This window comes from Bacteroidota bacterium (assembly GCA_026391695.1).
GTDB lineage: Bacteria > Bacteroidota > Bacteroidia > Bacteroidales > JAGONC01 > JAPLDP01.
This window is the reverse complement of record JAPLDP010000077.1, coordinates 1-21,568: the sequence shown is the minus strand read 5'-3', so window position 1 is coordinate 21,568 and position 21,568 is coordinate 1. Positions and strand designations below refer to the sequence as shown.

Genomic DNA, 21,568 nt, shown 5'->3' with positions numbered 1-21,568 from the left:
CTTATCCTTCGCCTTCTACTTCGTATGTTCTGAGATGGTTAATCTTCCCCAGGTACTGTTAATGGTTCTTGGATACAGCAATAAGTTACTTTGTCATCTAAAGAAGTAGACCCCCATCCACCCAAGTTATTATCATTCCGACTATATTTTGAACTCTTTTTATACAAACTCCCTGTAACAATTCTGGATGACAATCCGTCATAGGAACAAAGATTCTTCAATCACATGATTTATTAACTAAATATTAATGACAATGAAAACAATGCTGAATTATACACTCATGTCCTTAATGCTGTTGACCTGTATTTCGGTTCAGGCTCAGGAGGAAGGAGATAAAAAAATTATTAAGCAGATACGAAATTTACCGGAATTCACCTCCATCAATGTAGGTGGAGCATTTACCATTTACCTTTCACAGGGAGAGCCCCAGGTTGTAGAGGTGGAAACGAAAACTGAAGATCTCGGAAATGTGATCACTGAAGTCAGTGATGGTCAGCTGGAGATTTCCACGAAGGGAATTAAAAATTTTAAAGTGCTTAACGTTTATATCACATTAAAGGATTTGACTTCTTTGGAGGTTTCGGGTGCATCAACCGTTAAAGGTCAGACTCCCTTTCAACTGGAAAACCTGTCGGTGGAAGGCAGCGGCGCTTCTGACCTGACACTCACACTGACAGCCGATAACCTTGTCACAGAACTCTCGGGAGCTTCTGACATGAAACTCTCAGGCCAGGTTAACCAGCATACATTTGAATTGTCAGGTGCATCGCATTTACAGGCAGATAGTCTGGTGACAAAAGTTGCCGTCGCGAATGTAAGTGGTGCCTCCAGCGCTGATATTAATGTCACCGATGAGGTTACTACAGAAATCAGCGGGGCTGGCGATATCACATACGTAAATGAACCACAGATCATCCGGAATATCAGTGAAGTAGAAGAAACAGCCGAAGTAGAAGAAACAGCTGAAACAGAACAAAATGAAGAAGAATATGATCAAGACGTATATGGCCCTGTTTCAGTGACAACCGACAAACATGGTAAGGCAACAAAAGTGAAGGTCGGGAATATCATTGTGAATGTAGTAAATGACGATTCCGTTAATGTCGACATTGGGAATGACAGGATCGTTGTTAAGGATGACGGACAGGTCGGAATTGTAAAAAGTCATAAGCAAAAATTCAACGGACACTGGGGCGGATTCCAGATGGGAGTTAATGGGTATCTTGATAAGGACATGAAATTCAGCGTTCCGGATCAGTATGAATTTCTTGATCTGAATTACGCCAAATCACTCAACTATCAACTTAACATATATGAGCAGAATATCACCCTGGCACGACCGCATTTCGGATTGATTACAGGTATCGGAATTCAATGGACCACTTACTGCCTTTCAAAAGACATCGTTCTCATAGCCGATTCCAAACCCATTTATGGCTATCATGCCAGCAAGGGTAATGAATTCATTCCCCCGTACCCTGACAGGAATTATATAAAAAGTAAACTAAGACTAACATATCTGACCGTTCCGTTGTTACTCGAATACCAGACCAACAGGTTTTCGAAAGTCAATAGCTTTCATGTTACCGGTGGCGTTGTCGGAGGATGGGCATTTAATATCCGTTCCAAAGCTGTGTGGGAAGATAATGGAAGACAGAAAAGAAAAGTACATGACGACTATGGCATACAGCCATTCCGCTGGGATGCCTATGCTGGTATCGGTTGGGGTAAACTAAACCTGTTCGGAACATATGCATTGAATACGCTATTTAAACAAGGCAAAGGACCTGAATTGTATCCCTTTACGCTTGGATTGACGATTATCGGATGGTGATATTTTGAAAAGGAGAGTCCATGCTCTGCGACACATAGACTCTCTTTTCTGATGAGAAGCTTGTCAGGTCCTGTGGATCTGGCAAGTCTTTTTTTATTGCATTCCATTTTATAATTGCTCAAAATATATTAATTTTACAACCCATTTTTCAATCCGTTTTTTATCCTTGATCATGTAGATAACTGAATACAAATAAATTACATAGCTATGTCAGGTCATAGTAAATGGGCTACCATCAAAAGAAAAAAAGGAGCCCTCGACGCTAAGCGTTCAAAAATATTCTCAAAAATCATTAAAGATATTACTATTGCCGTCCGCGAAAGCGGACCTGACCCTGAGGGGAATCCTAAGTTGCGGCTTGCCATAGCCAACGCTAAAGGTGCCAGCATGCCAAAAGATAATATCATGAGGGCCATTAATAAAGGTTCCGAAAAGGGTTCCGAGAGCCTGGTTGAGACGACTTACGAAGGATACGCTCCTCATGGCGTTGCCGTTTTTGTGGAATGCACTACCGATAACCAGCAAAGGACTATCAGTAACATCAGGGCAATATTTAATAAGAATGGCGGACGCCTGGGCACGAATGGATCATTAAGCCATATCTTTGAAAGAAAAGGCATATTTGAAGTACCGGTTGCCGACCTGAACCAGGAAGAATTTGAAATGGCCATTATTGATGCGGGTGCAGAAGATATTGTTCTTGAAGATGGGTACTTCAGCATCACTTGTGCCATGGAAGATTTTGGATCTTTGATGAAAAAGCTGGAAGAGATGAATGTGACGCCCGAAAGTGCTGAACTGGAAAGGATTCCAATGACGTCTGTGAACCTTGATAAAGAAACCGCCCGAAAAGTCCTGAAAATGATCGATATTTTCGAAGATGATGATGATGTCCAGAATATTTACCACAATCTTGAAATGACCGATGAGCTGATGGATGACATGTAGAATGGATGAATTATTTTAAAACCAGTTCATACGTATCTTCAGCAATTACCAGCTCTTCATTTGTAGGAATAACCAGCACATGAACCTTAGAATCCTGCTGTGTAAGAAAAGCTTCCTGAGAGCGAACCGCTTGATTTTTCTCCCTGTCAAATGAAATACCGAAAAATTCCATATCTTCCATAACCCTTTGCCTTGTTGCTGTATCATTTTCGCCAATGCCACCGGTAAAAACTATAGCATCAAGGCCACCCATTGCTGCGGCATAGGCTCCGATATATTTTTTCACACGGTAGGCGAACATTTCCAAAGCTATTTTTGCTCTCTGATGGCCGTTTTCAGCGGCTGTCTCAATATCTCTCATATCAGAAGATACACCGGAAATGCCAAGCATACCACTCTGCTTATTCACCAGTTTATGAATTCCCTTGAGTGAAAGATTTTCCTTCTCAGCTACGTGTAACAGAGCTCCGATATCAAGGTCGCCGCAACGGGTACCCATAATCAGACCCTCCAATGGCGTCATGCCCATAGATGTATCTATGGATTGACCATTTTTTACAGCGGCTATTGATGAACCATTGCCAAGATGGCAGGTGATCATTTTCAGAGATCCTAACTCTTTTCCCAGAATCTTTGCAGCCCGTCTTGCCACATACCGGTGACTTGTCCCATGAAATCCATACCGCCTGATTTTGTATTTTTCATAAAGATTATAGGGAATACCATATAAATATGCCCAGGCTTTCATGGTTTGATGAAAAGCAGTATCAAAAACTCCGACCTGAGGGATGCCCGGCATTATCTTTTGCATGGCATAAATTCCTTCAAGATTCGGAGGATTGTGTAAGGGAGCCAAGTCAATGCATTCTTCGAGGGCTTTGATGACATCCTCATTCAGTATGACGCTCCCACTGTATTTTTCTCCTGCATGAACTACCCGGTGGCCTACTGCATGTATCTCCGCCAAATCGCTGATACAACCATGCGTCTTGTTGGTGAACATTTCCAGTATACACTCAATGCCTTTCTGATGATTGGAAATTTCACGCTGAAAATGGAAAGCTTTCCCCTCAGAATCGTAATATTTAATATTTCCCCCTTTCAAACCCACTTTATCGATCAGTATTTTTGCCCCCACCCTTCCTTCTGGCATGATAAGCATCTGGGACTTAATTGATGAACTGCCGCAATTCAAAACTATTATGTTCATATGGAGTACCGTTTTAATAATGTGGGGCAAATTTCCAGAAATATTCCAAATAATTGATCTTTTATTGTTATTTTTTTAACAATATTCCCTTTTCAAAAAAATAAAGGTAGATTCATTTTAAATTTCCTTTGTGTTAAAAAATTATTCAGGATACTCTATGAAATTATGAATAAAGTCTTATTTTTGTCCACTTTTAAAGAGTTATTTAACGCATTCTAAATCATAGAATTCGGTAAATTATGCCAGAATAACGGCAGTTGACTTTTTAAAAGAACAATTTAGGTGGCGACACCTTTTATTGTTAATAAAATAACAATTAGTTTTAGTGATCTGGAATGTTAAAATATAATTCGACAAAATGAGAAATTCTCTTTCGGTTTTATTATTCTTAATCATACCAGCGCTTTCATATGCTCAGGGAGAAAGCTCTTTCGGGATTAAGCTTGGCGGATATGTAAAAAATGACATCATTTTTGATTCAAGACAGACGGTAGCATTAAGGCAGGGACACTTTTTACTTTTCCCAAAGGGTCCTCAATTTGATGTGAATGGCAATGATATCAATGCCAAAGCGAGTTTCCATTTTCTTGCCATACAAACACGGCTGAAGGGTGTCATTACCGCACCGGATGCTCTTGGAGCCAAAATATCAGGTTATCTTGAAGCGGAATTTTTTGGTAACAGTGATCTAAATATCAATACTTTCCGTTTACGCCATGCCTTTGTTAAACTGACATGGCCGAAAACAGAACTGATATTGGGACAGTGGTGGCATCCTATGTTCATCACGGATTGTTACCCATTGACGGAATCATTCAATACCGGTGCTCCCTTTCAGCCTTTCTCGAGGAATCCACAGATCCGTCTGACCCAAGCTTTTGGAAACCTCAAAGTGAGTGCCGCGGCCATATCACAGATCGATTTTGTCAGTACCGGACCTGATGGTGCCAGCTCGGTTTATCTGAGGAATTCTGTTATTCCTGAACTGAACCTTACCCTGCAATATGGAAATAGCGGCGATACGAAAAGTCTGCTATATCTCTTTGGTGTCGGAGGAAATTATAAGAAGCTGACACCTCGTTTAGTCACTGATAAAAATTTCCAGGCCGATGAAACAGTCAATAATTTCGCCGGTATGGCATTTTTAAAGATTAAGTTACCTAAGGTGACATTCAAATTCGAAGGCATCTATGGACAGGAATTTTATAGTATGACCATGCTTGGAGGTTATGCCGTACGCAGTGTCACTGATACGTTGACTGGCTCATGGAATTATTCTCCTATCGATGTTCTTTCATTCTGGACAGATATACATTCCAATGGTGAAAAATGGCAGTTTGGAATCTTCGGAGGGTATTCAAGAAATCTTGGATCAAAGGAGGTTATTGAAAGAATTGCACGAACTAAACCTACACAAAGCAGCTTAGAACAAATTTATTACAGCCGTGGTTCCGATATTGATTATGTTTATCGAATCGCTCCACGAGTACTTTTTAGCCCCGGTAAGTTAAGGTTTTCTGCGGAAGTCGAATATACTGCTGCAGCATATGGAAAGCCTGATTCAAAAGGAGTAGTCCAAAATGAGGAAATTGTTGGGAATCTTAGGTTACTGTTAGGTGCTTACATATTTTTCTGATAATTTTCACGTTGGAGCATATTAATATGATTCTTTCTATCGATAAAACAATTTAATACAGTTATTAACTAAAAATAATACAATTATGACGAAGAAGATCACGAGTCTAGGAGAATACATTCAAACCTATGAAAAAAGTGTCGCTGATCCCGAAGGTTTCTGGGGCGAGCAAGCCGAAACATTCTTCTGGCGTAAGAAATGGGATAAAGTTCTGGAATGGGATTTTGAAGGACCTAATATTAAGTGGTTCATCAATGGCAAATTGAACATTACAGAGAATCTTTTCGAAAGGAACCTCTTTATGCGTAAAGATCAGATTGCCCTGATTTGGGAACCTAACGATCCCAATGAAAAAGAACGCAAGCTTACATATGGTGAATTATATGAACAGGTCTGTCAGTTTGCCAATGCACTGTTACGTCTTGGTATAAAAAAAGGCGACAGGATATCCATTTATCTTCCTATGATACTCGAATTACCTATCGCAATGCTGGCTTGTGCAAGGATTGGTGCCATTCATTCAATTGTCTTTGCCGGTTTTTCAGCTTCCTCACTTGCCGACCGCATCCAGGATGCACAGTGTAACCTTGTCATTACTTCAGACGGAGCTTACAGAGGTGCCAAGGCGATACCTCTGAAATCCGTTGTTGACGATGCTCTCCAGACCTGTCCTTCTGTAAAAAACACCATCGTCTTTAAAAGAACAAATGATCATGTCAATATACTTCCAGGACGCGATATCTGGTGGGATGATTTTATTCAGGGTGTCAGCAAAGAAAACAAAGCGGAGGTTATGGACGCCGAAGAAACTCTGTTTATCCTGTATACTTCAGGTTCTACAGGAAAGCCAAAAGGTGTGTTGCATACCATTGGAGGTTTCATGGTGTTTGCTGAATATACCTTTAAGAACGTATTCCAGTATAGCGATGGCGACTTGTTCTGGTGCACAGCCGATATCGGCTGGGTAACAGGGCATACTTACATTGTATACGGACCACTTCTGGCAGGTGCTACCTCCATCATGTTCGAAGGTGTTCCAACCTATCCTGATCCGGGCAGATTCTGGGAAATCATTGATAAATACAAAGTCACCCAATTTTATACTGCACCTACTGCTATCCGCGCACTTATTGCTCAGGGGAATGAATGGGTTACCAACAAAGATCTCAGATCACTTCGCGTATTAGGCTCTGTCGGCGAACCTATCAACGAAGAAGCTTGGCGCTGGTATCATGATCTTGTAGGTAAAGGACGCTGTCCAATTGTCGATACCTGGTGGCAGACCGAAACCGGTGGCATCCTCATCACCCCGCTTGCCGGTATTATTCCTACAAAACCATCCTTTGCCACTTTGCCTTTACCGGGTGTGCAACCTGTGATCATGAACAATGAAGGCGTGGAACTTAAAGGTAACAGCGTTGAAGGCAATCTATGTATAAAATTCCCCTGGCCCGGAATGATCCGCACCACTTATGGCGACCATGAACGATGCCGGCTGAATTATTTCTCAACATACAGGGGACTGTATTTCACCGGTGACGGTGCCCGCCGAGATGAAGAAGGCTATTACCGCCTCCTTGGCCGTGTTGATGATGTCATCAATGTTTCGGGACACAGAATCGGCACAGCGGAAATTGAAGATGCCATCAATCAGCATCCAAGAGTCAATGAATCTGCAGTCATTGGCTATCCTCACCCGATTAAAGGACAGGGCATTTATGCGTATGTCACCTGTGAGGAAATAAGCGAAAATGAGCAGAAAACCATTGAACAGAGTATTAAGGATCTGGTTTCCAAGCTCATCGGACCCATAGCCAGACCGGATATTGTACAGGTCGTCAGTGGATTACCAAAGACCCGTTCAGGTAAGATCATGCGCCGTATCCTCCGTAAGATTGGCGAGGGTGATGCCACTGACCTCGGCGATATATCTACACTGCTCGATCCGGGCGTTGTGGAAGAGATTATCAGGGGAGCTAAAGTTGAAGTAAAAAGGTAGTCCAGAAATGCAGTGATATAGAAAGGCATTTCAGGTCTAAATTGACTTGATCTGCCTTTTTACGGGTATTACATTTGCTCTCAAAATAATAATCATTTAAACAGAATACAATGGAAAATCAAAAGGTCCAGAATAGAGGAATGATTGTGGTAGGAGCCATTCTTATTCAACTGGCATTAGGTGCCATCTACGCATGGTCGGTCTATACCAAACCATTGGTTGAGGCAGGATGGACCAAAGCACAGACACAAATGGTATTTTCGGCAGGACTGGCCTTCTTTGCCATCATCATGGTCATTGCTGGCCGTATGCTGCTCACAGTAGGGCCCCGTAAACTTGCCATGGCAGGAGGAATTGTTCTGGGTACAGGTTATATTCTTTCAGGAATCTTCGGTGCAGAACATTTTGCCACAACGCTGATTTTTGTTGGAATCATTGGTGGAAGCGGTATCGGTCTTGGTTATGTCGTGCCAATTGCAGTCGGTATCAAGTGGTATCCTGAGAAAAAAGGTCTTATAACCGGCCTGGCAGTTGCCGGATTCGGCTTTGGAGCAACCCTTTGGATGGCTCTGGCTGATAAACTTGGTCCGCTGGGAGGAGGGGAACTGATTAGGCACATAGGCGTTTCCGGTACTTTTATCGCCTTTGGTATTGCCTATCTTGTCATCGTCTTAATTGGAAGCATCTGGATGTCATTCCCGCCGGAGAACTGGAAACCGGCAGGTTGGAATCCCCCCGTTGCAACAGGGTCCAAACCCGGTGCGGTTACTGAAGATTTTGACAGTAGTGAAATGCTGCGGACCACCCAGTTCTATCTGATACTTCTTACTTTCGCATTTGGAGCCAGTGCAGGATTGATGAGCATTGGACTGATGAAACTCTGGCCTATGAAAGCACTTGAGGCACACGGAATATCCAAAGAAGTGGCCAGTGCTACAGCGACTCTGGCGATGGCCGTGTTTTTTGCCCTGTTTAACGGATTGGGACGCATTTTATGGGGAACCATCAGCGATAAAATAGGACGAAAACTTGCAATCATCATCATGATGGCCACTCAGGGCGTTTTTGTCATCCTTTTTCAGTGGATGGCAGGGAATATAGCGACATTGTACATTTTTGCCATGCTCATAGGTTTTAATTTTGGTGGTAATTTTGCCCTTTTCCCAACCATGACTGCCGACACTTTTGGATTAAAATATATCGGACGTAATTATGGTTGGGTCTTTCTGGCCTATGCAATAGGGGGTATCTTCGGTCCAATACTTGGAGGAAAACTCGGTGATATAGATAATTTCCCCTTGGCATTCACTATTTGTGGTATTTTATGCTTTGTGGCAGTTATAACCATTTCACTGGTGAAGCCGGCTGTAAAGAGGGTAAACTGATCTGCTAAAAAAACCTTTTATCACCCCCTTTTTATGCAACAAAGAGGGGGTTTTTGTTTCACAGTGACAAATAATTAAAAACCTACAAGGTTTATTAACAACTCCATATTGTTAATTTTTTCACAATAATTTTCCTGATAAGAGGATATGTTTAGTACTTTTGAAAAGTATAAAAAATCATTTGCTTTAACTCTATTATTGGATATTCTAACTGTAAAAAAATGGGCATCAGAAAGCTTGAAAAAATTTTCCGTCCGCAGCGGATTGCATTAATCGGCGTAAAAAATGATCCGATGAGCGTCAGTGGCATCACACTCAGAAACCTTATCGGAGGTGGCTTTGATGGTGTGGTCTATCCTGTGAATCCCAAACATGAAGCGGTGCTGGGAATACAGTGCTATCCAAATGTTAAAAGTTTACCGAAAACGCCCGACCTGGCTGTGATTGCCACAGCAGCTAACCGGGTTCCGGAACTGGTTAGGGAATGCGGGGAGGCAGGCATTATGGGCATCATCATTATGTCGGCAGGATTCAGGGAGATAGGCCCCGAAGGAAAAAAGCTGGAAGATCAGGTTAAAGCAGAGGTAAAAAAATTCGATGGTATGCGGGTCATCGGGCCTAATTGTCTAGGTATTATTGTACCGAGCCTTAAATTGAATATCAGTTTTGCATCCGGGATGCCCAAACCAGGACATGTGGCATTCATATCCCAATCAGGTGCTTTGTGTACATCTGTTCTCGACTGGGCCTATGAAGAGAATGTCGGATTTTCCTACTTCGTTTCGATAGGTAATAGCATGGATGTTGAATTTGGTGATCTTATCGATTACTTTGGCCAGGATCCAATCACCAAGTCCATAGTTCTTTATGTTGAGGCCATCAGTAATGTAAGAAAATTCATGACTGCTGCGCGTGCCTTTGCCCGCAAAAAGCCAATCATTGTCTATAAAGCCGGACGATTTCCGGAATCTGCCAAGGCTGCTGCCTCTCATACAGGTGCACTGGCATCTGAGGATTCCGTTTATGATGCCGTGTTCCAGCGAGCCGGCATTGCCAGGGTGTATGATATAGGAGATATCTTTGACTTTACAGATCTGATCTCCAGAAAACGTATCCCCAGAGGATCAAGGCTGGCTATTGTTACCAATGCAGGTGGGCCAGGTGTAATGGCCACCGACACCCTGATTGCAAATAAAGGTAATCTCGTAGAACTATCGCAGGCTACCATAGAAAAACTCAATGCTGCTCTTCCCCCGTATTGGTCACATGGCAATCCTGTTGATATTGTGGGAGACGCACCTCCTGACAGATTCGCAAAAGCTACTCAAATCGTTCTTGAGGATTCCGGCGTCGACGCTGTTCTTGTCATTCTTACACCGCAAGCTATGACCGATCCAACAAACACAGCTCTTCTGATCAGCAAATTATCGGAACACACGACCAAGCCCATCATGGCTGCCTGGCTGGGAGGAAAAGTAATGAGAGACGGCAACCAGATTTTCAACGATGCCGGAATCGCTGTGTACCAAACACCTGAACAGGCTATAAGGGCTTTTATGACACTGGTTGATTATTCAAGAAATCTGGAAACCCTTTTTGAAACACCAATAGACGTTCCGGTTTCTTTCCCTTATGACCGGCAAAAGATCAAGGAAGAATTTCAGAAGACAGCATTTGTAAAGGAAAAAATCCTTTCGGAAACAGATTCCAAACAGTTGCTTGAGATTTATGGTATCCCAACAGCCAGGCCTCAGTTGGCCAAGACATCAGAGGAAGCATTACAGATTGCCAACCAGATCGGATTTCCTGTCGTTTTGAAAATTTCCTCACACGATATTACACATAAAACCGATGTTGGCGGTGTGGTTGTGGATATCAAGAGTAATGAGTCATTACTCAAAAGTTATCGCAAGATGATGGATTCGGTGAGGGTAAAATGTCCGGAAGCCAAAATCGAAGGTGTGGTCATTCAGCCGATGATCGAGTCGAAAGGAGCTGTTGAACTGATCATTGGGATTAAAAAAGATCCGGTGTTTGGAACCGTGCTGCTTGTTGGCATGGGTGGTATTGGCGCAGAATTGTTTAAGGATAAAACATTGGGATTCCCACCGTTGAGTGAAAGACTTGCTGTCAATATGCTGAAGTCACTAAAGATTTATCCGCTACTCGAAGGTTACAGGGGAAGCCCACGAAAGAATATAGAAAAGCTTATAGAAATACTTATCCGAATGTCATATCTGGCAGCTGACTATCCAGAAATTGAAGAACTGGATATCAATCCGCTCCTGGTCACCGAAAAGGATGTTATTGCTCTTGATGCCCGTATTGTCATTGACCAGGAGATACTCAATCATCCGATTCCGGAATATTCACATCTTCTTCTCCATCCCTATCCGGAAAAGTATGTTACAACAACCAAACTGGCCGATGGTGTACCGGTGATCCTGAGACCTATTAAACCTGAGGATGAACCAATGTGGCTAGAGATGCTTTCAAGTTGCTCAAAAGAGTCGATTTATTCGAGGTTCCGGTATAATTTTCATTTTGCCGCCCACGAAATAGCCACGCAGTTCTGTTTCATTGATTACTACAGGGAAATTGCAATTGTAGCTGAAGTAAATGAAGATGGAAGACGCCGCCTCACTGGAGTTGGACGGCTCATATCCAATCCGGATATGGATACTGTCGAGTATGCTGTGCTGATTACTGATGCCTACCAGAGAAAGGATCTGGGTAATATCCTTACCAAGTATTGTATGGATATTGCCAGTGACTGGAAAATGAATCATATTGTCGCTGAAACTACCCTTGATAATAAACCTATGATCGCCGTCTTTAAAAAATATAACTTCAAGATCCAGTTTGAGCAAGGTGGAAATGTCCACGTAACAAAAGATCTCTAAGATCAGTGTAGGATTATAGAATTTGATCGTATGCCATGGGTGAAAAGGAACAAACAGAATTGATCAGGGAGGCTGTCGCAATTCTTCAGGCATCGCGATTTGGTGTGGCATTCACCGGTGCCGGCATCTCTGTAGCAAGCGGTATACCTCCATTCCAGGGTGAAAACGGACTATGGTCACGCTATGATCCGATTTTCCTCGACATTGAGTTCTTTCGCAGAAAGCCAGCCGCTTCCTGGAAGAAAATCAAAGAAATTTTTTATGAAACCCTTTCAAAGGCCGAACCTAACGAGGCTCACTATTTTCTTTCCATACTACAAAAAAGAGGAATCCTTGAGTCGATCATTACCCTGAATATCGATAACCTACACCAGATGGCGGGCAGTAAAAATGTTCTTCAGTTGCATGGGAGCACCAAAAAATTAATATGTACGGAATGTGCCTCCGAATATGATATCAGTTTTACAGACCTGAATTTTCTGCCACCAACCTGTTATATCTGTAAGGGATTGTTGAAACCTGCGATTGTTTTTTTCAATGAGCCGCTTCCAAAGCATACAGTCGAACGTTGCTTCGAAGAAGCCAGAAAAGCGGATGTTTTGCTCATTATCGGTACTGATGGCGAGGTCTATCCGGCGTCCCAGATTCCTATGATGGCTAAAGATAATGGTGCATCAATTATTGAAATCAATATCAGGAAATCCCATTTTTCTGATACCTTTACTGATATATTTCTGGAGGGTCCGGCGGTGGAGATCACCAGGCAGATGGGTAAACTAATGCTAATCAATGAATCCTGAGAACATCATACAGCAAGATTCAGGGGGAATGTCCGGTACCTTGAATTTTCCTGAAAATTATGTTCTTATCAGTCAGGATACGTCGCAATGTTCTTCAGAAGATAGCACCATCTTTAAGTTTCCTGTAAGTAATGAAACCATCACTATCTATCCATCAGGTTCTCCATTATTCATTTCCCATGAATTAAAACCACATAACATCAGGCCACAAATCTATGAAAGTACCAATAACGACTGGATATTTCTTCTGCTTGCTGTGTGTTTCATTCTCCTGGCATGGATACAGGTATTTTTCAGAAAAAGATTTTTTCAGGTTCTTCAGTCGCTATATTCAGAAAAACGGGTCAACTTTCTGATCAGGGATGGTAATCTTTTTAAGGAGCAGATTGCCCTTGGTCTTGGATTTGTTTATATCTCCTCTTGTTCACTTATACTCCTTCTTATCGGTAAAGTTATCTTTAAGGTTTCACTGGGAAATGATCTTATGACATTTCTGAAAATTTTTCTGGCATTAATTCTTTTCATTCTGTTCAAATATATCCTTATCAGGGTGTTAAGAACGGTCTTCCAGACTGCTGAAGCGACCTCACGGTATTTACTGAATTCACTGATCTTCAGTCTGAACCTGGGCGTCATCATATTGCCTTTTCTGGTGATGATAATATACACCGGATTTATTATTTTAATTTATTCCGTTCTCATATTAATGGCTATCATTTTCATTTTTAAGCTTTTCAGAGGTTTGTACGTAGGAATAGTCTATTCAAAATTTTCGATATTCTATTTATTTTTATACCTTTGCACCGTCGAAATTTTACCGGTTATTATTGTTGTCAAGTTACTGATAGGTTAATCCTAACATAAACCAGAGCTGCAATTAACCTTAAATATGTCGGTTAAAAAACCATAAAACATTGAAGATCAAAAGTATTTTAATATCACAGCCGCAACCTAGTGAAGCTGAAAAGTCACCATATATCCAGCTTGCTAAGAAGCATAATCTCACAATTGATTTTCATAATTTTATAACTATCGAAGGATTGACCGCGAAAGAATTCAGGAAATCGAGGATTCAGATTCTGGAACACACGGCAGTCATCTTTACGAGTAAAAATGCTGTAGATCATTTCTTCAGGTTATCTAAAGACCTGCGACTTGAAATACCTGATGAAATGAAGTATTTCTGTATTTCTGAAGTAACAGCTTTTTATCTTCAGAAATATGTTCAGTACCGCAAGAGAAAAATATTTTATGGTAAACAGAATTTCAACGATCTTCTTGAGATTATTAAAAAGCATAAAGACGAAAAATTCCTTTTACCTTGCTCGGATATTCATAAACAAAATTTTTCGAAGCTATTGGAGCAGAACCAGATAAATTATACTAAGGCCCTGTTTTATAAGACACTGGCCTGTGATTTATCAGACCTTGAGCTTGATAAATATGATCTGTTAGTCTTTTTTAATCCTTCGGGTGTTAAATCTCTTTATAAAAATTTTCCGGATTTCAGACAAGGAGAAAGACTCATTGGTGCTTTTGGTCCAACCACAACTAAGGCTGTTCAGGAAGCAGGTCTTACGGTAAATATCGGAGCTCCGACAAAAACTGCCCCATCGATGACTATGGCCATCGATGAATATATTATCAAAAACAACAAGAAAAAATAGGCTGACCACGACCTTCCGGTGAGCCAGATTTTACATGCAATCCTTCAGAAAAGAAGAAAGACTGTGCAACCTTAAGCTTATCTCCACTCTTTTTAAAAAGGGCAACAATTTTTTTATTTACCCCATTAAAGTCACCTGGATTTGCGCTGAGCTTTCATCTGAATATCCGGTTCAGGTTCTTATAACTGTCAATAAGCGCAACTTTCCCAGGGCTGTTGACAGGAATAAACTGAAACGGCTGATGCGAGAAGCATACAGGAAGAATAAATCAGTTTTATACAACCATCTGGAACATGCCGGTAAAACATGTGCCCTGGCCCTTATCTATTCAGGCAGCAAAGCGGTTTCATTCAAAGAAATCGAATCAATAATAATTGTAATTTTGCATCGTTTAATCAGGGAGTATGAAGGAGCTACTTGGTAAGTTGATGATTTTATTCATTCGCCTGTACCAAGTTACCATATCACCATTCTTCCCTCCATCTTGCAGGTACACGCCCACCTGTTCAGCTTATGGCATAGAGGCCATAAAAAAACATGGGCCCTTCAGAGGGGGGTGGTTGACATTAAAACGTGTGCTTTCCTGTCACCCTTGGGGGGGCAGTGGATATGATCCCGTACCTTAAAATCTTGACTATCACATCATCTTAAAAATATATAACCCAATGAAAAATATCGCATCATTCAAACTGCTCAAATTTTCAGTTCTGGCTTATATTATTATGCTGTTACCTCTTTCCGGTAATAGTCAAAAGAATAATGACTTCGAGATTGCAAAAAATCTTGACATTTATACAACACTTTATAAAGAATTGGATATCAATTATGTTGACGATATAGAACCCGGAACTCTCATGCAATCAGGCATTGAGGCGATGCTTGGATCATTAGATCCTTATACCAATTTCATCCCTGAGTCGGATGTTGAAGATTATACTTTTATAACGACGGGCCAGTATGGAGGAATAGGCGCCTTGATACACCGGGAGGGAGATTATGTAATTATTTCCGAGCCCTACAAGAACTCTCCCGCCGATAAAGCAGGATTAAAAGCAGGAGACAAAATCCTTGAAATAAATGATAAATCTGCCAAAGGTAAATCAACCGATGATGTGAGTGAAATTCTGAAAGGGCAGCCTGGAACACCCATTAAAATCCTTTTGGAACGTCAGGGCATAAGCCAACCGATGAAAATTGACGTCACACGCGAAGAGATTACGGTTCCAAACATACCTTATTACGGTATGTTGAAAGATGGTGTCGGATATATTAAACTCGTCGGTTTCACACAGAATGCCAGTAAGGAGGTCAAAAAGGCACTGACTGAGCTTAAAGAAAAAAACGAATTAAAAGGTCTTATTCTGGATTTGAGGGGTAATGGTGGAGGATTACTCCAGGAAGCAGTTAACATAACCAATTTATTCGTAGAAAAGGGCGAGCATGTCGTCAGCACAAAAGGTCGTCTGCCAGACCGTAATAAAATGTATGCGACCATGACACAGCCTGTGGACATAAACCTGCCTCTTGTCGTTCTGGTCAACGGAGCCAGCGCCTCAGCCTCCGAGATCGTGGCAGGAGCCATTCAGGATCTGGACAGAGGTATTATCATCGGACAACGGACATTTGGAAAAGGGCTTGTACAAAACGTCCTGCCTCTTCCTTATAATAATAAGATCAAGATTACCGTTGCCAAATATTATATCCCAAGCGGAAGATGCATCCAGGCCATCGATTATTCAAAACGGGATATGAATGGCGAGGCCGAAAAAACGCCCGATTCCTTGTTTTCAGCTTTTAAAACCCACAATGGACGTACGGTTTATGATCGTGGCGGCATTGAACCTGATATTCCCCTCGAACCTGTGAAATTTTCAAATATTGCCTTCAGCCTGTTCAGCAAGTACCTCATTTTTAATTATGCCACCAAATTTTATTGGTCACACTCTTCCATTCCGGAACCGGAGCAATTTATTATAAACGATAGTATATATAATGAGTTTCTGACTTTCATCTCAGACAAAGATTACAGTTATCCGACTGAAAGCGAACAAAAGCTCAAAGAGATGGAGAGTGCCTCCATGAAGGATGGTTTTTATAATGATGTTAAAGATATTATTATATCCCTCCGAAATAAAATTGAACAGGAGAAAATGGACGATCTGCAGGAATACAGCAAGGAGTTACGTTCTTTACTGAAAGGAGAAATTGTTGTCCGGTATTATTATGACGAAGGACGAATCATCACTACACTTTCAGAAGATCCCGAGATTGAAAGAGCAATTGGTGTATTGAATGACCAGAACGCCTACCGTGCTGTTCTGGATGGATCTTTGAAATCCGAACCGGATAAAAAAACCAAGGGATAGAATAGATTTAAAACCAGGATTACACACCCTTCAACGGATTCTGTTTAATGGATTCAAAAAAGTACCCGGTTCTGCGGCTAATTTTTTATTTTGGTATGGCCCTGATGATCAGCGCAATCCCCTTGTCGAAATATTTCATGAGTGTGTCCCAGTTCATTCTCACAGGTGTTTTTTTGTGGGATGGAGTAGACCAGCAGAAAATTGTCAGCAACTTTAAGAAGAAATCTCTTCTTGCTGGCATCGTTCGAATGATCGGAGATGCTATTGTGGAGGTTTCTAAAAATTTTATCCGCAAATTCAGGATCTTTTTCTCAAACCGGGCTGCAGTCATCTTCAGCTCTATCCTATTGATGTCTGTCGTAGGATTGCTATATACAACCGATTTTAATTATGCCTTCAAGGATTTGCGCACGATGCTCCCGTTATTTCTGCTCCCGTTGTTCATTTCAACAATTGAAGGGCTTGACAAAAAAGGATTTAAGAATATTATGTTGGTGTATATCCTCGCAGTGACAGGTGGCTCCCTTTACAGTGCATTTATATGGTTGACTCAAACCTCCATTGATTCCAGGGACATCACCCCTTTCATGTCACATATACGCTTCAGCCTGAATATCTGTCTTGCCATTTTCACCCTTTGGTATTTCATTTATCAGGAACAACATGGACCGATAAAATACATTTTTAAAAAGAAAATGCCGTTTATCCTGATTATGATATGGCTTGTGGTATATTTATTCATCCTCAAGTCAATGACCGGCATAATGGTCTTTTTCATGACCTTATTATTTCTGTTCTTTTATTATACAGTTCACCAACAGAACCGCATGATCAGATACGGCGCTCCCATAGGAGCAATAATAGTAATCGTGGTAATCATATCGTATGTAGCCATTACTATTAAGAAGTATTTCCATATCGAACCAATCAGAATAGAACTACTAGATAAGCATACTCCACGGGGTATTCCTTACTTTCAGGATACAGCGATGGGGGTCGAAGACGGCCGGTATACCGGTTTGTATCTATGTGTCCCTGAACTCAGGGAAGCCTGGAATAGAAGAAGTCAGATCAACTATGACAGTCTCGACAGGAAAGGACAGCAACTGCGGTATACTTTGATCCGGTACCTTAGCTCACGGGATTTGCGGAAAGATGCTGATGGTGTGAATTCTCTTACGGATAAGGAGATACGTTATATTGAAAACGGCGTGGCAAATATTAATGACCTTAAAAAGTTCAATCCCAAGACCATTATTTATCAGAATATTCTGGCATACCTGGAATATAAAAAAAACAGGGAGGTAACAGGTTTTTCGGCACTTGAACGGATTGAATTATGGAAAGCTGCCATGGCCCAGATAAAGCAACATCCCTTGCTGGGCGTCGGAACAGGAGATCTGAAGACCAGTTTCAGGAAGGAACTAGCCCGCATGAATTCACCCTTGCAGAATGCGAAAGAAGGGCTTTTCAGTTCACATAACCAGTTTCTTAACATTATGGTCTCGTTTGGAGTTATCGGTTTTATATGGTTTCTGTTCGCACTGATCTATCCAGCTATCAAAACCGGTGGAATAAAGGATTATTTCTTCCTTATTTTCTTTATCATTGCCATGCTATCGATGTTGACGGATGACACGCTGAAAACACAGGCCGGTGTCACATTTTTTGCTTTCTTTTATTCTTTCTTCCTTTTTGGAAGAAAATAATCCTTCAAGTTGAGGTATAACCATTCGAAAAACCGAAAATTCAAGTTAAATTAACGGATAATTACAAATGCCTTATCTTTATTGCATTATTCCAATTTCGTTTTTATGCAAAAGATAAATCTACACATTTCCTTTCTGGAATATGACTCGATAAATGATTTAACCTATGATGACAGAGATTTGCTGCTGAATGCGAAGGAAGCTGTTGAAACAGCTTATGCTCCCTATTCGCAATATCACGTGGGCGCTGCTGTCGTTCTTTCAAATGGTGCTGTTCTCAGAGGCAGCAACCAGGAAAATGCGGCCTATCCTTCCGGACTGTGTGCGGAACGGGTGGCTGTTTTTGCAGCATCAGCCGGTCACCCTGATATTCCGGTAAAGGCCATCGCAATAACAGCACGTGCAAAACATTTTACCATTAATACTCCGGTGACCCCCTGTGGTGCATGCCGCCAAGTGCTGGCTGAATATGAAAAACTTCACAACCACCCTATACGAATAATTATGATGGGTGAAACCGGTAAAATTCTCATCAGCGAAAGTATCGGGGATTTACTTCCTAATATGTTCAGTGCAGACGAACTGAAAAAATAATTACTGATAAGCACTGCTATCAAGCAAAGGTAAAAAGAAGATTTGCCAAAAAATTCCAAATCATCACCACTCCTATTGCAAAGAGTTTTGAGAGATAGAAATGTTTTTTGAATCTGCTCACGAGGATCCAGAGCACAAGAGTGTTTATGCCAAGACCTATTACTGAAACTATGAAGAATTTGGAATATTCGATAAGAATTGCCGGATCCTGGCTTTGAAAGGTCCATATTCTGTTCAGGATATAATTTGTTGAGGCAGCAAGGGTGAAACCTATAGCATTGGCGATGTATTTTGGTATTCGAATGATCTCCTTACACAGGTATGTCATTCCGAAGTCGACAGCCATTCCGGATATCCCAACCACACCGAAACGGATGAATTTCCAGATAATATTCCAGTTAAATAATTCTGACATTCAGGAGATTTAAATACTGAAATTATTTATATAGAACACTGGTAGACGCGGATAAAACGGATTATCACGAAAATCTCTATCAGTGATATTCAGTGTCATCCGTGTTCTGTTTTGCACATCTACAACTGTATAATCAACACGACTGTGACACCCTTGCGCAACACATCGACTGATATGATCTGCCCACGGTCGAGTTCCTTTAACCGGTTCATGTAATCATAGATATTTGTCACCTGTTTGCCATTCAGGGCAGTGATGACGTCGCCTTTCAGAATGCCACCTTTTTCAGCAGGGCCGCTCTTTCGCACACCATCCACGCGAAGGCCGTTATTTTCGGTAGAGGCAAAATCGGGCATAATACCCAAGGTGACCTTAAAACCTCTGCCATAATCTGGTCGTTCTTTGGGGCCTGCTTCTCTGAATGTTAATGCCTGGTCACGGTTATCAACGTCAAAAATGACATTATAGGCAAAATCGAGTACTTCTTTGCTGCCCATATAGTTAATCCTATCAGCATCGTCGTCAGGTGTATGGTAATCTTCATGTGCTCCGGTAGTTAAAAAGAAAACAGGAATATTCTCAGCATAAAAGCTGGACTGATCTGAGGCGCCATATCCCTCCGGTGAAAATTTCAGCTCAAATGCCAGGCCTCCGGAGTGATCTTTGAGTATTTCCTCTGATTCAACTGCCGTCCCAGTACCGCTGATGACAAGAGCCCCGGAATCGGCAACCAAACGACCGATCATGTCAAAATTGAACATGGCTATGGTCTTTTTCAGATCTATTAAAGGATTATTAATGAAATATTTAGATCCCAGTAGCCCCATTTCTTCACCGTCAAAGGCTATAAAGACTATACTGCGTTTTAATGGGTCGCCTGATCCGGCAAGCCTTTGTGCAACTTCCAGCAGCCCTGCCACACCTGATGCATTATCATCGGCACCATTATGGACAGCCAGAGTGTCAAGCCATCTGGAGCCTGACTCCGGTCCGCCCATTCCCAGATGATCATAGTGAGCGCCAATAACGATAAATTCATTCTTAAGCGATGGATCACTCCCTTTAAGCCGACCCACCACATTTTGCGCCTTTGCCTTTGTCAGCACGACATCTGCCTGGCCATTAACAACAACAGGAATTTCGAAAGATTCAGGCTGTTTGTTATCATTGATGTCCTTCTCAAGTTGCCCGATAGTTTTGCCTGCTTTAGCCAGAATGATATCGGCTAAGGACCTTGTTATATGTATCACCGGTATGCCTGCATCGGAAGAACTTTTATCAAAGGTCAGGGAAACCAGTTCATCCTTTTCATTCATTCTGACGGGGGTCACAAACAGAACGCCAGCAGCTCCTTTATCCCTCGCTGTCAACACTTTCGCACGTGCACCTGTGAAATTCGTGAAACGACTTTCACTTTTATCCATTTCAGGATCGCCCCTCAGTATCATCACCCATTTACCTTTGGCATCCACATTGGCATAGTCATGCCATGTAAGGCTATCCTCTGAAATATCGAAGCCAAAACCTGCAAATACCACCGGGGCTGATACGGAAGCATTTTTTGAGAATGGAAATGGTCTGAAAACGCTATCGGGTGCAGGATTATGGCCAGCTACCATAAAGTGATTGTTTTTTCCAAGCTCAGCTCCGGTGACCACTTCAAAAAATTGAAAGCCATCATCACCTAAAAGCTCAATACCATCATTTTTTAATTGATCCCTGATATACGTTGCTGCAATAAATTCCTCGGGCGTTCCGGTTTTTCTGCCTTTAAGTGCATCAGAGGCCAGGAATGTGATATGTTCTTTGAGCTGATCGGTAGTTATTTCCTGCCCAAATACAAGGGGAGAAATAAATGTAAGTGATAAAACAAGAAAAACTTTATATAGTGTCTTCATTTGATTGATGTTAGTCTCTCTTAATCAAAATTGGAAATGCGAAGGTATTACTTTTTTAGTTTATCAAATATACATTACAAACCGTTTGGTTTACACACAGACGAATAAAAATCCAGTCCGTAGCTCAAGCGCTGCACGTGCTCGAAGCACAATCATTTATATTTGCGCAATAATCTAAAATTCGACATTTTATGAAACGAGCAT

General features: G+C 41.5%; 17 protein-coding genes. 14 read left to right on the top strand and 3 right to left on the bottom strand.

What is annotated here, in order from left to right; genetic code table 11:
* Positions 1-253 precede the first annotated feature (253 nt).
* Entirely contained in the window at positions 254-1,834 is a 1,581-nt protein-coding gene (locus tag NT175_11155) for a DUF2807 domain-containing protein (GenBank protein MCX6235255.1), read from the top strand.
* A 207-nt stretch (positions 1,835-2,041) separates the two neighbouring features.
* Entirely contained in the window at positions 2,042-2,782 is a 741-nt protein-coding gene (locus NT175_11150) for a YebC/PmpR family DNA-binding transcriptional regulator (protein MCX6235254.1), read from the top strand.
* Between the two features lie 10 nt (positions 2,783-2,792).
* Here the strand turns inward: NT175_11150 and NT175_11145 are convergent, their stop codons facing one another.
* Positions 2,793-3,992 (bottom strand): acetate kinase, encoded by a 1,200-nt coding sequence (locus NT175_11145; protein MCX6235253.1) that lies wholly within the window; start codon positions 3,990-3,992, stop codon positions 2,793-2,795.
* Between the two features lie 358 nt (positions 3,993-4,350).
* Between NT175_11145 and NT175_11140 the strand changes: the two genes are divergently transcribed.
* The 12 genes from NT175_11140 (at position 4,351) to cdd (ending at position 19,051) form a co-directional block, all read left to right on the top strand.
* Positions 4,351-5,628 carry a hypothetical protein gene (locus tag NT175_11140; protein ID MCX6235252.1) on the top strand — a complete coding sequence of 426 codons (1,278 nt, stop codon included), beginning with the start codon at positions 4,351-4,353 and terminating at the stop codon, positions 5,626-5,628.
* 82 nt (positions 5,629-5,710) lie between these two features.
* On the top strand, positions 5,711-7,627 hold the full coding sequence (gene acs, locus NT175_11135) for an acetate--CoA ligase (protein ID MCX6235251.1): 1,917 nt from the start codon (positions 5,711-5,713) through the stop codon (positions 7,625-7,627).
* A 110-nt stretch (positions 7,628-7,737) separates the two neighbouring features.
* A complete protein-coding gene (locus tag NT175_11130) occupies positions 7,738-9,012 on the top strand; it encodes an OFA family MFS transporter (protein ID MCX6235250.1) in 1,275 nt (424 codons plus the stop codon).
* A gap of 221 nt (positions 9,013-9,233) precedes the next feature.
* Positions 9,234-11,915: a bifunctional acetate--CoA ligase family protein/GNAT family N-acetyltransferase gene (locus tag NT175_11125; protein MCX6235249.1), complete on the top strand. Its 2,682-nt coding sequence runs from the start codon at positions 9,234-9,236 to the stop codon at positions 11,913-11,915.
* 35 nt (positions 11,916-11,950) lie between these two features.
* Complete coding sequence (locus tag NT175_11120) at positions 11,951-12,715, top strand: Sir2 family NAD-dependent protein deacetylase (protein MCX6235248.1); 765 nt, start codon at positions 11,951-11,953, stop codon at positions 12,713-12,715.
* A gap of 28 nt (positions 12,716-12,743) precedes the next feature.
* Positions 12,744-13,568, top strand: a complete 825-nt coding sequence (locus tag NT175_11115; protein ID MCX6235247.1) for a DUF4271 domain-containing protein — start codon at positions 12,744-12,746, stop codon at positions 13,566-13,568.
* A gap of 61 nt (positions 13,569-13,629) precedes the next feature.
* Positions 13,630-14,382, top strand: a complete 753-nt coding sequence (locus tag NT175_11110; protein MCX6235246.1) for a uroporphyrinogen-III synthase — start codon at positions 13,630-13,632, stop codon at positions 14,380-14,382.
* Between the two features lie 34 nt (positions 14,383-14,416).
* Positions 14,417-14,806, top strand: a complete 390-nt coding sequence (locus NT175_11105) for a ribonuclease P protein component (GenBank protein ID MCX6235245.1) — start codon at positions 14,417-14,419, stop codon at positions 14,804-14,806.
* Positions 14,787-15,008 (top strand): membrane protein insertion efficiency factor YidD, encoded by a 222-nt coding sequence (gene yidD, locus NT175_11100; GenBank protein MCX6235244.1) that lies wholly within the window; start codon positions 14,787-14,789, stop codon positions 15,006-15,008. Before NT175_11105 ends, yidD begins: the two co-directional genes overlap by 20 nt.
* Positions 15,009-15,047: 39 nt before the next feature.
* Positions 15,048-16,748 (top strand): S41 family peptidase, encoded by a 1,701-nt coding sequence (locus NT175_11095; protein MCX6235243.1) that lies wholly within the window; start codon positions 15,048-15,050, stop codon positions 16,746-16,748.
* Positions 16,749-16,795: 47 nt separating this feature from the next.
* On the top strand, positions 16,796-18,457 hold the full coding sequence (locus NT175_11090; GenBank protein MCX6235242.1) for an O-antigen ligase family protein: 1,662 nt from the start codon (positions 16,796-16,798) through the stop codon (positions 18,455-18,457).
* A 105-nt stretch (positions 18,458-18,562) separates the two neighbouring features.
* On the top strand, positions 18,563-19,051 hold the full coding sequence (gene cdd, locus NT175_11085; GenBank protein ID MCX6235241.1) for a cytidine deaminase: 489 nt from the start codon (positions 18,563-18,565) through the stop codon (positions 19,049-19,051).
* Between the two features lie 19 nt (positions 19,052-19,070).
* On the opposite strand, the gene NT175_11080 is transcribed toward cdd, so the two are convergent.
* Together NT175_11080 and NT175_11075 are read right to left on the bottom strand one after the other, a co-directional pair.
* Entirely contained in the window at positions 19,071-19,466 is a 396-nt protein-coding gene (locus NT175_11080) for a GtrA family protein (protein ID MCX6235240.1), read from the bottom strand.
* Between the two features lie 119 nt (positions 19,467-19,585).
* Positions 19,586-21,364 carry a M20/M25/M40 family metallo-hydrolase gene (locus NT175_11075; protein ID MCX6235239.1) on the bottom strand — a complete coding sequence of 593 codons (1,779 nt, stop codon included), beginning with the start codon at positions 21,362-21,364 and terminating at the stop codon, positions 19,586-19,588.
* Positions 21,365-21,568 lie beyond the last annotated feature (204 nt).

Coding starts and splice junctions, on each gene's coding strand:
- NT175_11095 (MCX6235243.1), top strand. CDS start 15,048: ATGAAAAATATCGCATCATTCAAACTGCTCAAATTTTCAGTTCTGGCT.
- NT175_11150 (MCX6235254.1), top strand. CDS start 2,042: ATGTCAGGTCATAGTAAATGGGCTACCATCAAAAGAAAAAAAGGAGCC.
- NT175_11105 (MCX6235245.1), top strand. CDS start 14,417: ATGCAATCCTTCAGAAAAGAAGAAAGACTGTGCAACCTTAAGCTTATC.
- NT175_11090 (MCX6235242.1), top strand. CDS start 16,796: ATGGATTCAAAAAAGTACCCGGTTCTGCGGCTAATTTTTTATTTTGGT.
- NT175_11155 (MCX6235255.1), top strand. CDS start 254: ATGAAAACAATGCTGAATTATACACTCATGTCCTTAATGCTGTTGACC.
- NT175_11080 (MCX6235240.1), bottom strand. CDS start 19,466: ATGTCAGAATTATTTAACTGGAATATTATCTGGAAATTCATCCGTTTC.
- cdd (MCX6235241.1), top strand. CDS start 18,563: ATGCAAAAGATAAATCTACACATTTCCTTTCTGGAATATGACTCGATA.
- NT175_11120 (MCX6235248.1), top strand. CDS start 11,951: ATGGGTGAAAAGGAACAAACAGAATTGATCAGGGAGGCTGTCGCAATT.
- yidD (MCX6235244.1), top strand. CDS start 14,787: ATGAAGGAGCTACTTGGTAAGTTGATGATTTTATTCATTCGCCTGTAC.
- NT175_11140 (MCX6235252.1), top strand. CDS start 4,351: ATGAGAAATTCTCTTTCGGTTTTATTATTCTTAATCATACCAGCGCTT.
- NT175_11145 (MCX6235253.1), bottom strand. CDS start 3,992: ATGAACATAATAGTTTTGAATTGCGGCAGTTCATCAATTAAGTCCCAG.
- NT175_11115 (MCX6235247.1), top strand. CDS start 12,744: ATGTCCGGTACCTTGAATTTTCCTGAAAATTATGTTCTTATCAGTCAG.
- NT175_11075 (MCX6235239.1), bottom strand. CDS start 21,364: ATGAAGACACTATATAAAGTTTTTCTTGTTTTATCACTTACATTTATT.
- NT175_11130 (MCX6235250.1), top strand. CDS start 7,738: ATGGAAAATCAAAAGGTCCAGAATAGAGGAATGATTGTGGTAGGAGCC.
- NT175_11125 (MCX6235249.1), top strand. CDS start 9,234: ATGGGCATCAGAAAGCTTGAAAAAATTTTCCGTCCGCAGCGGATTGCA.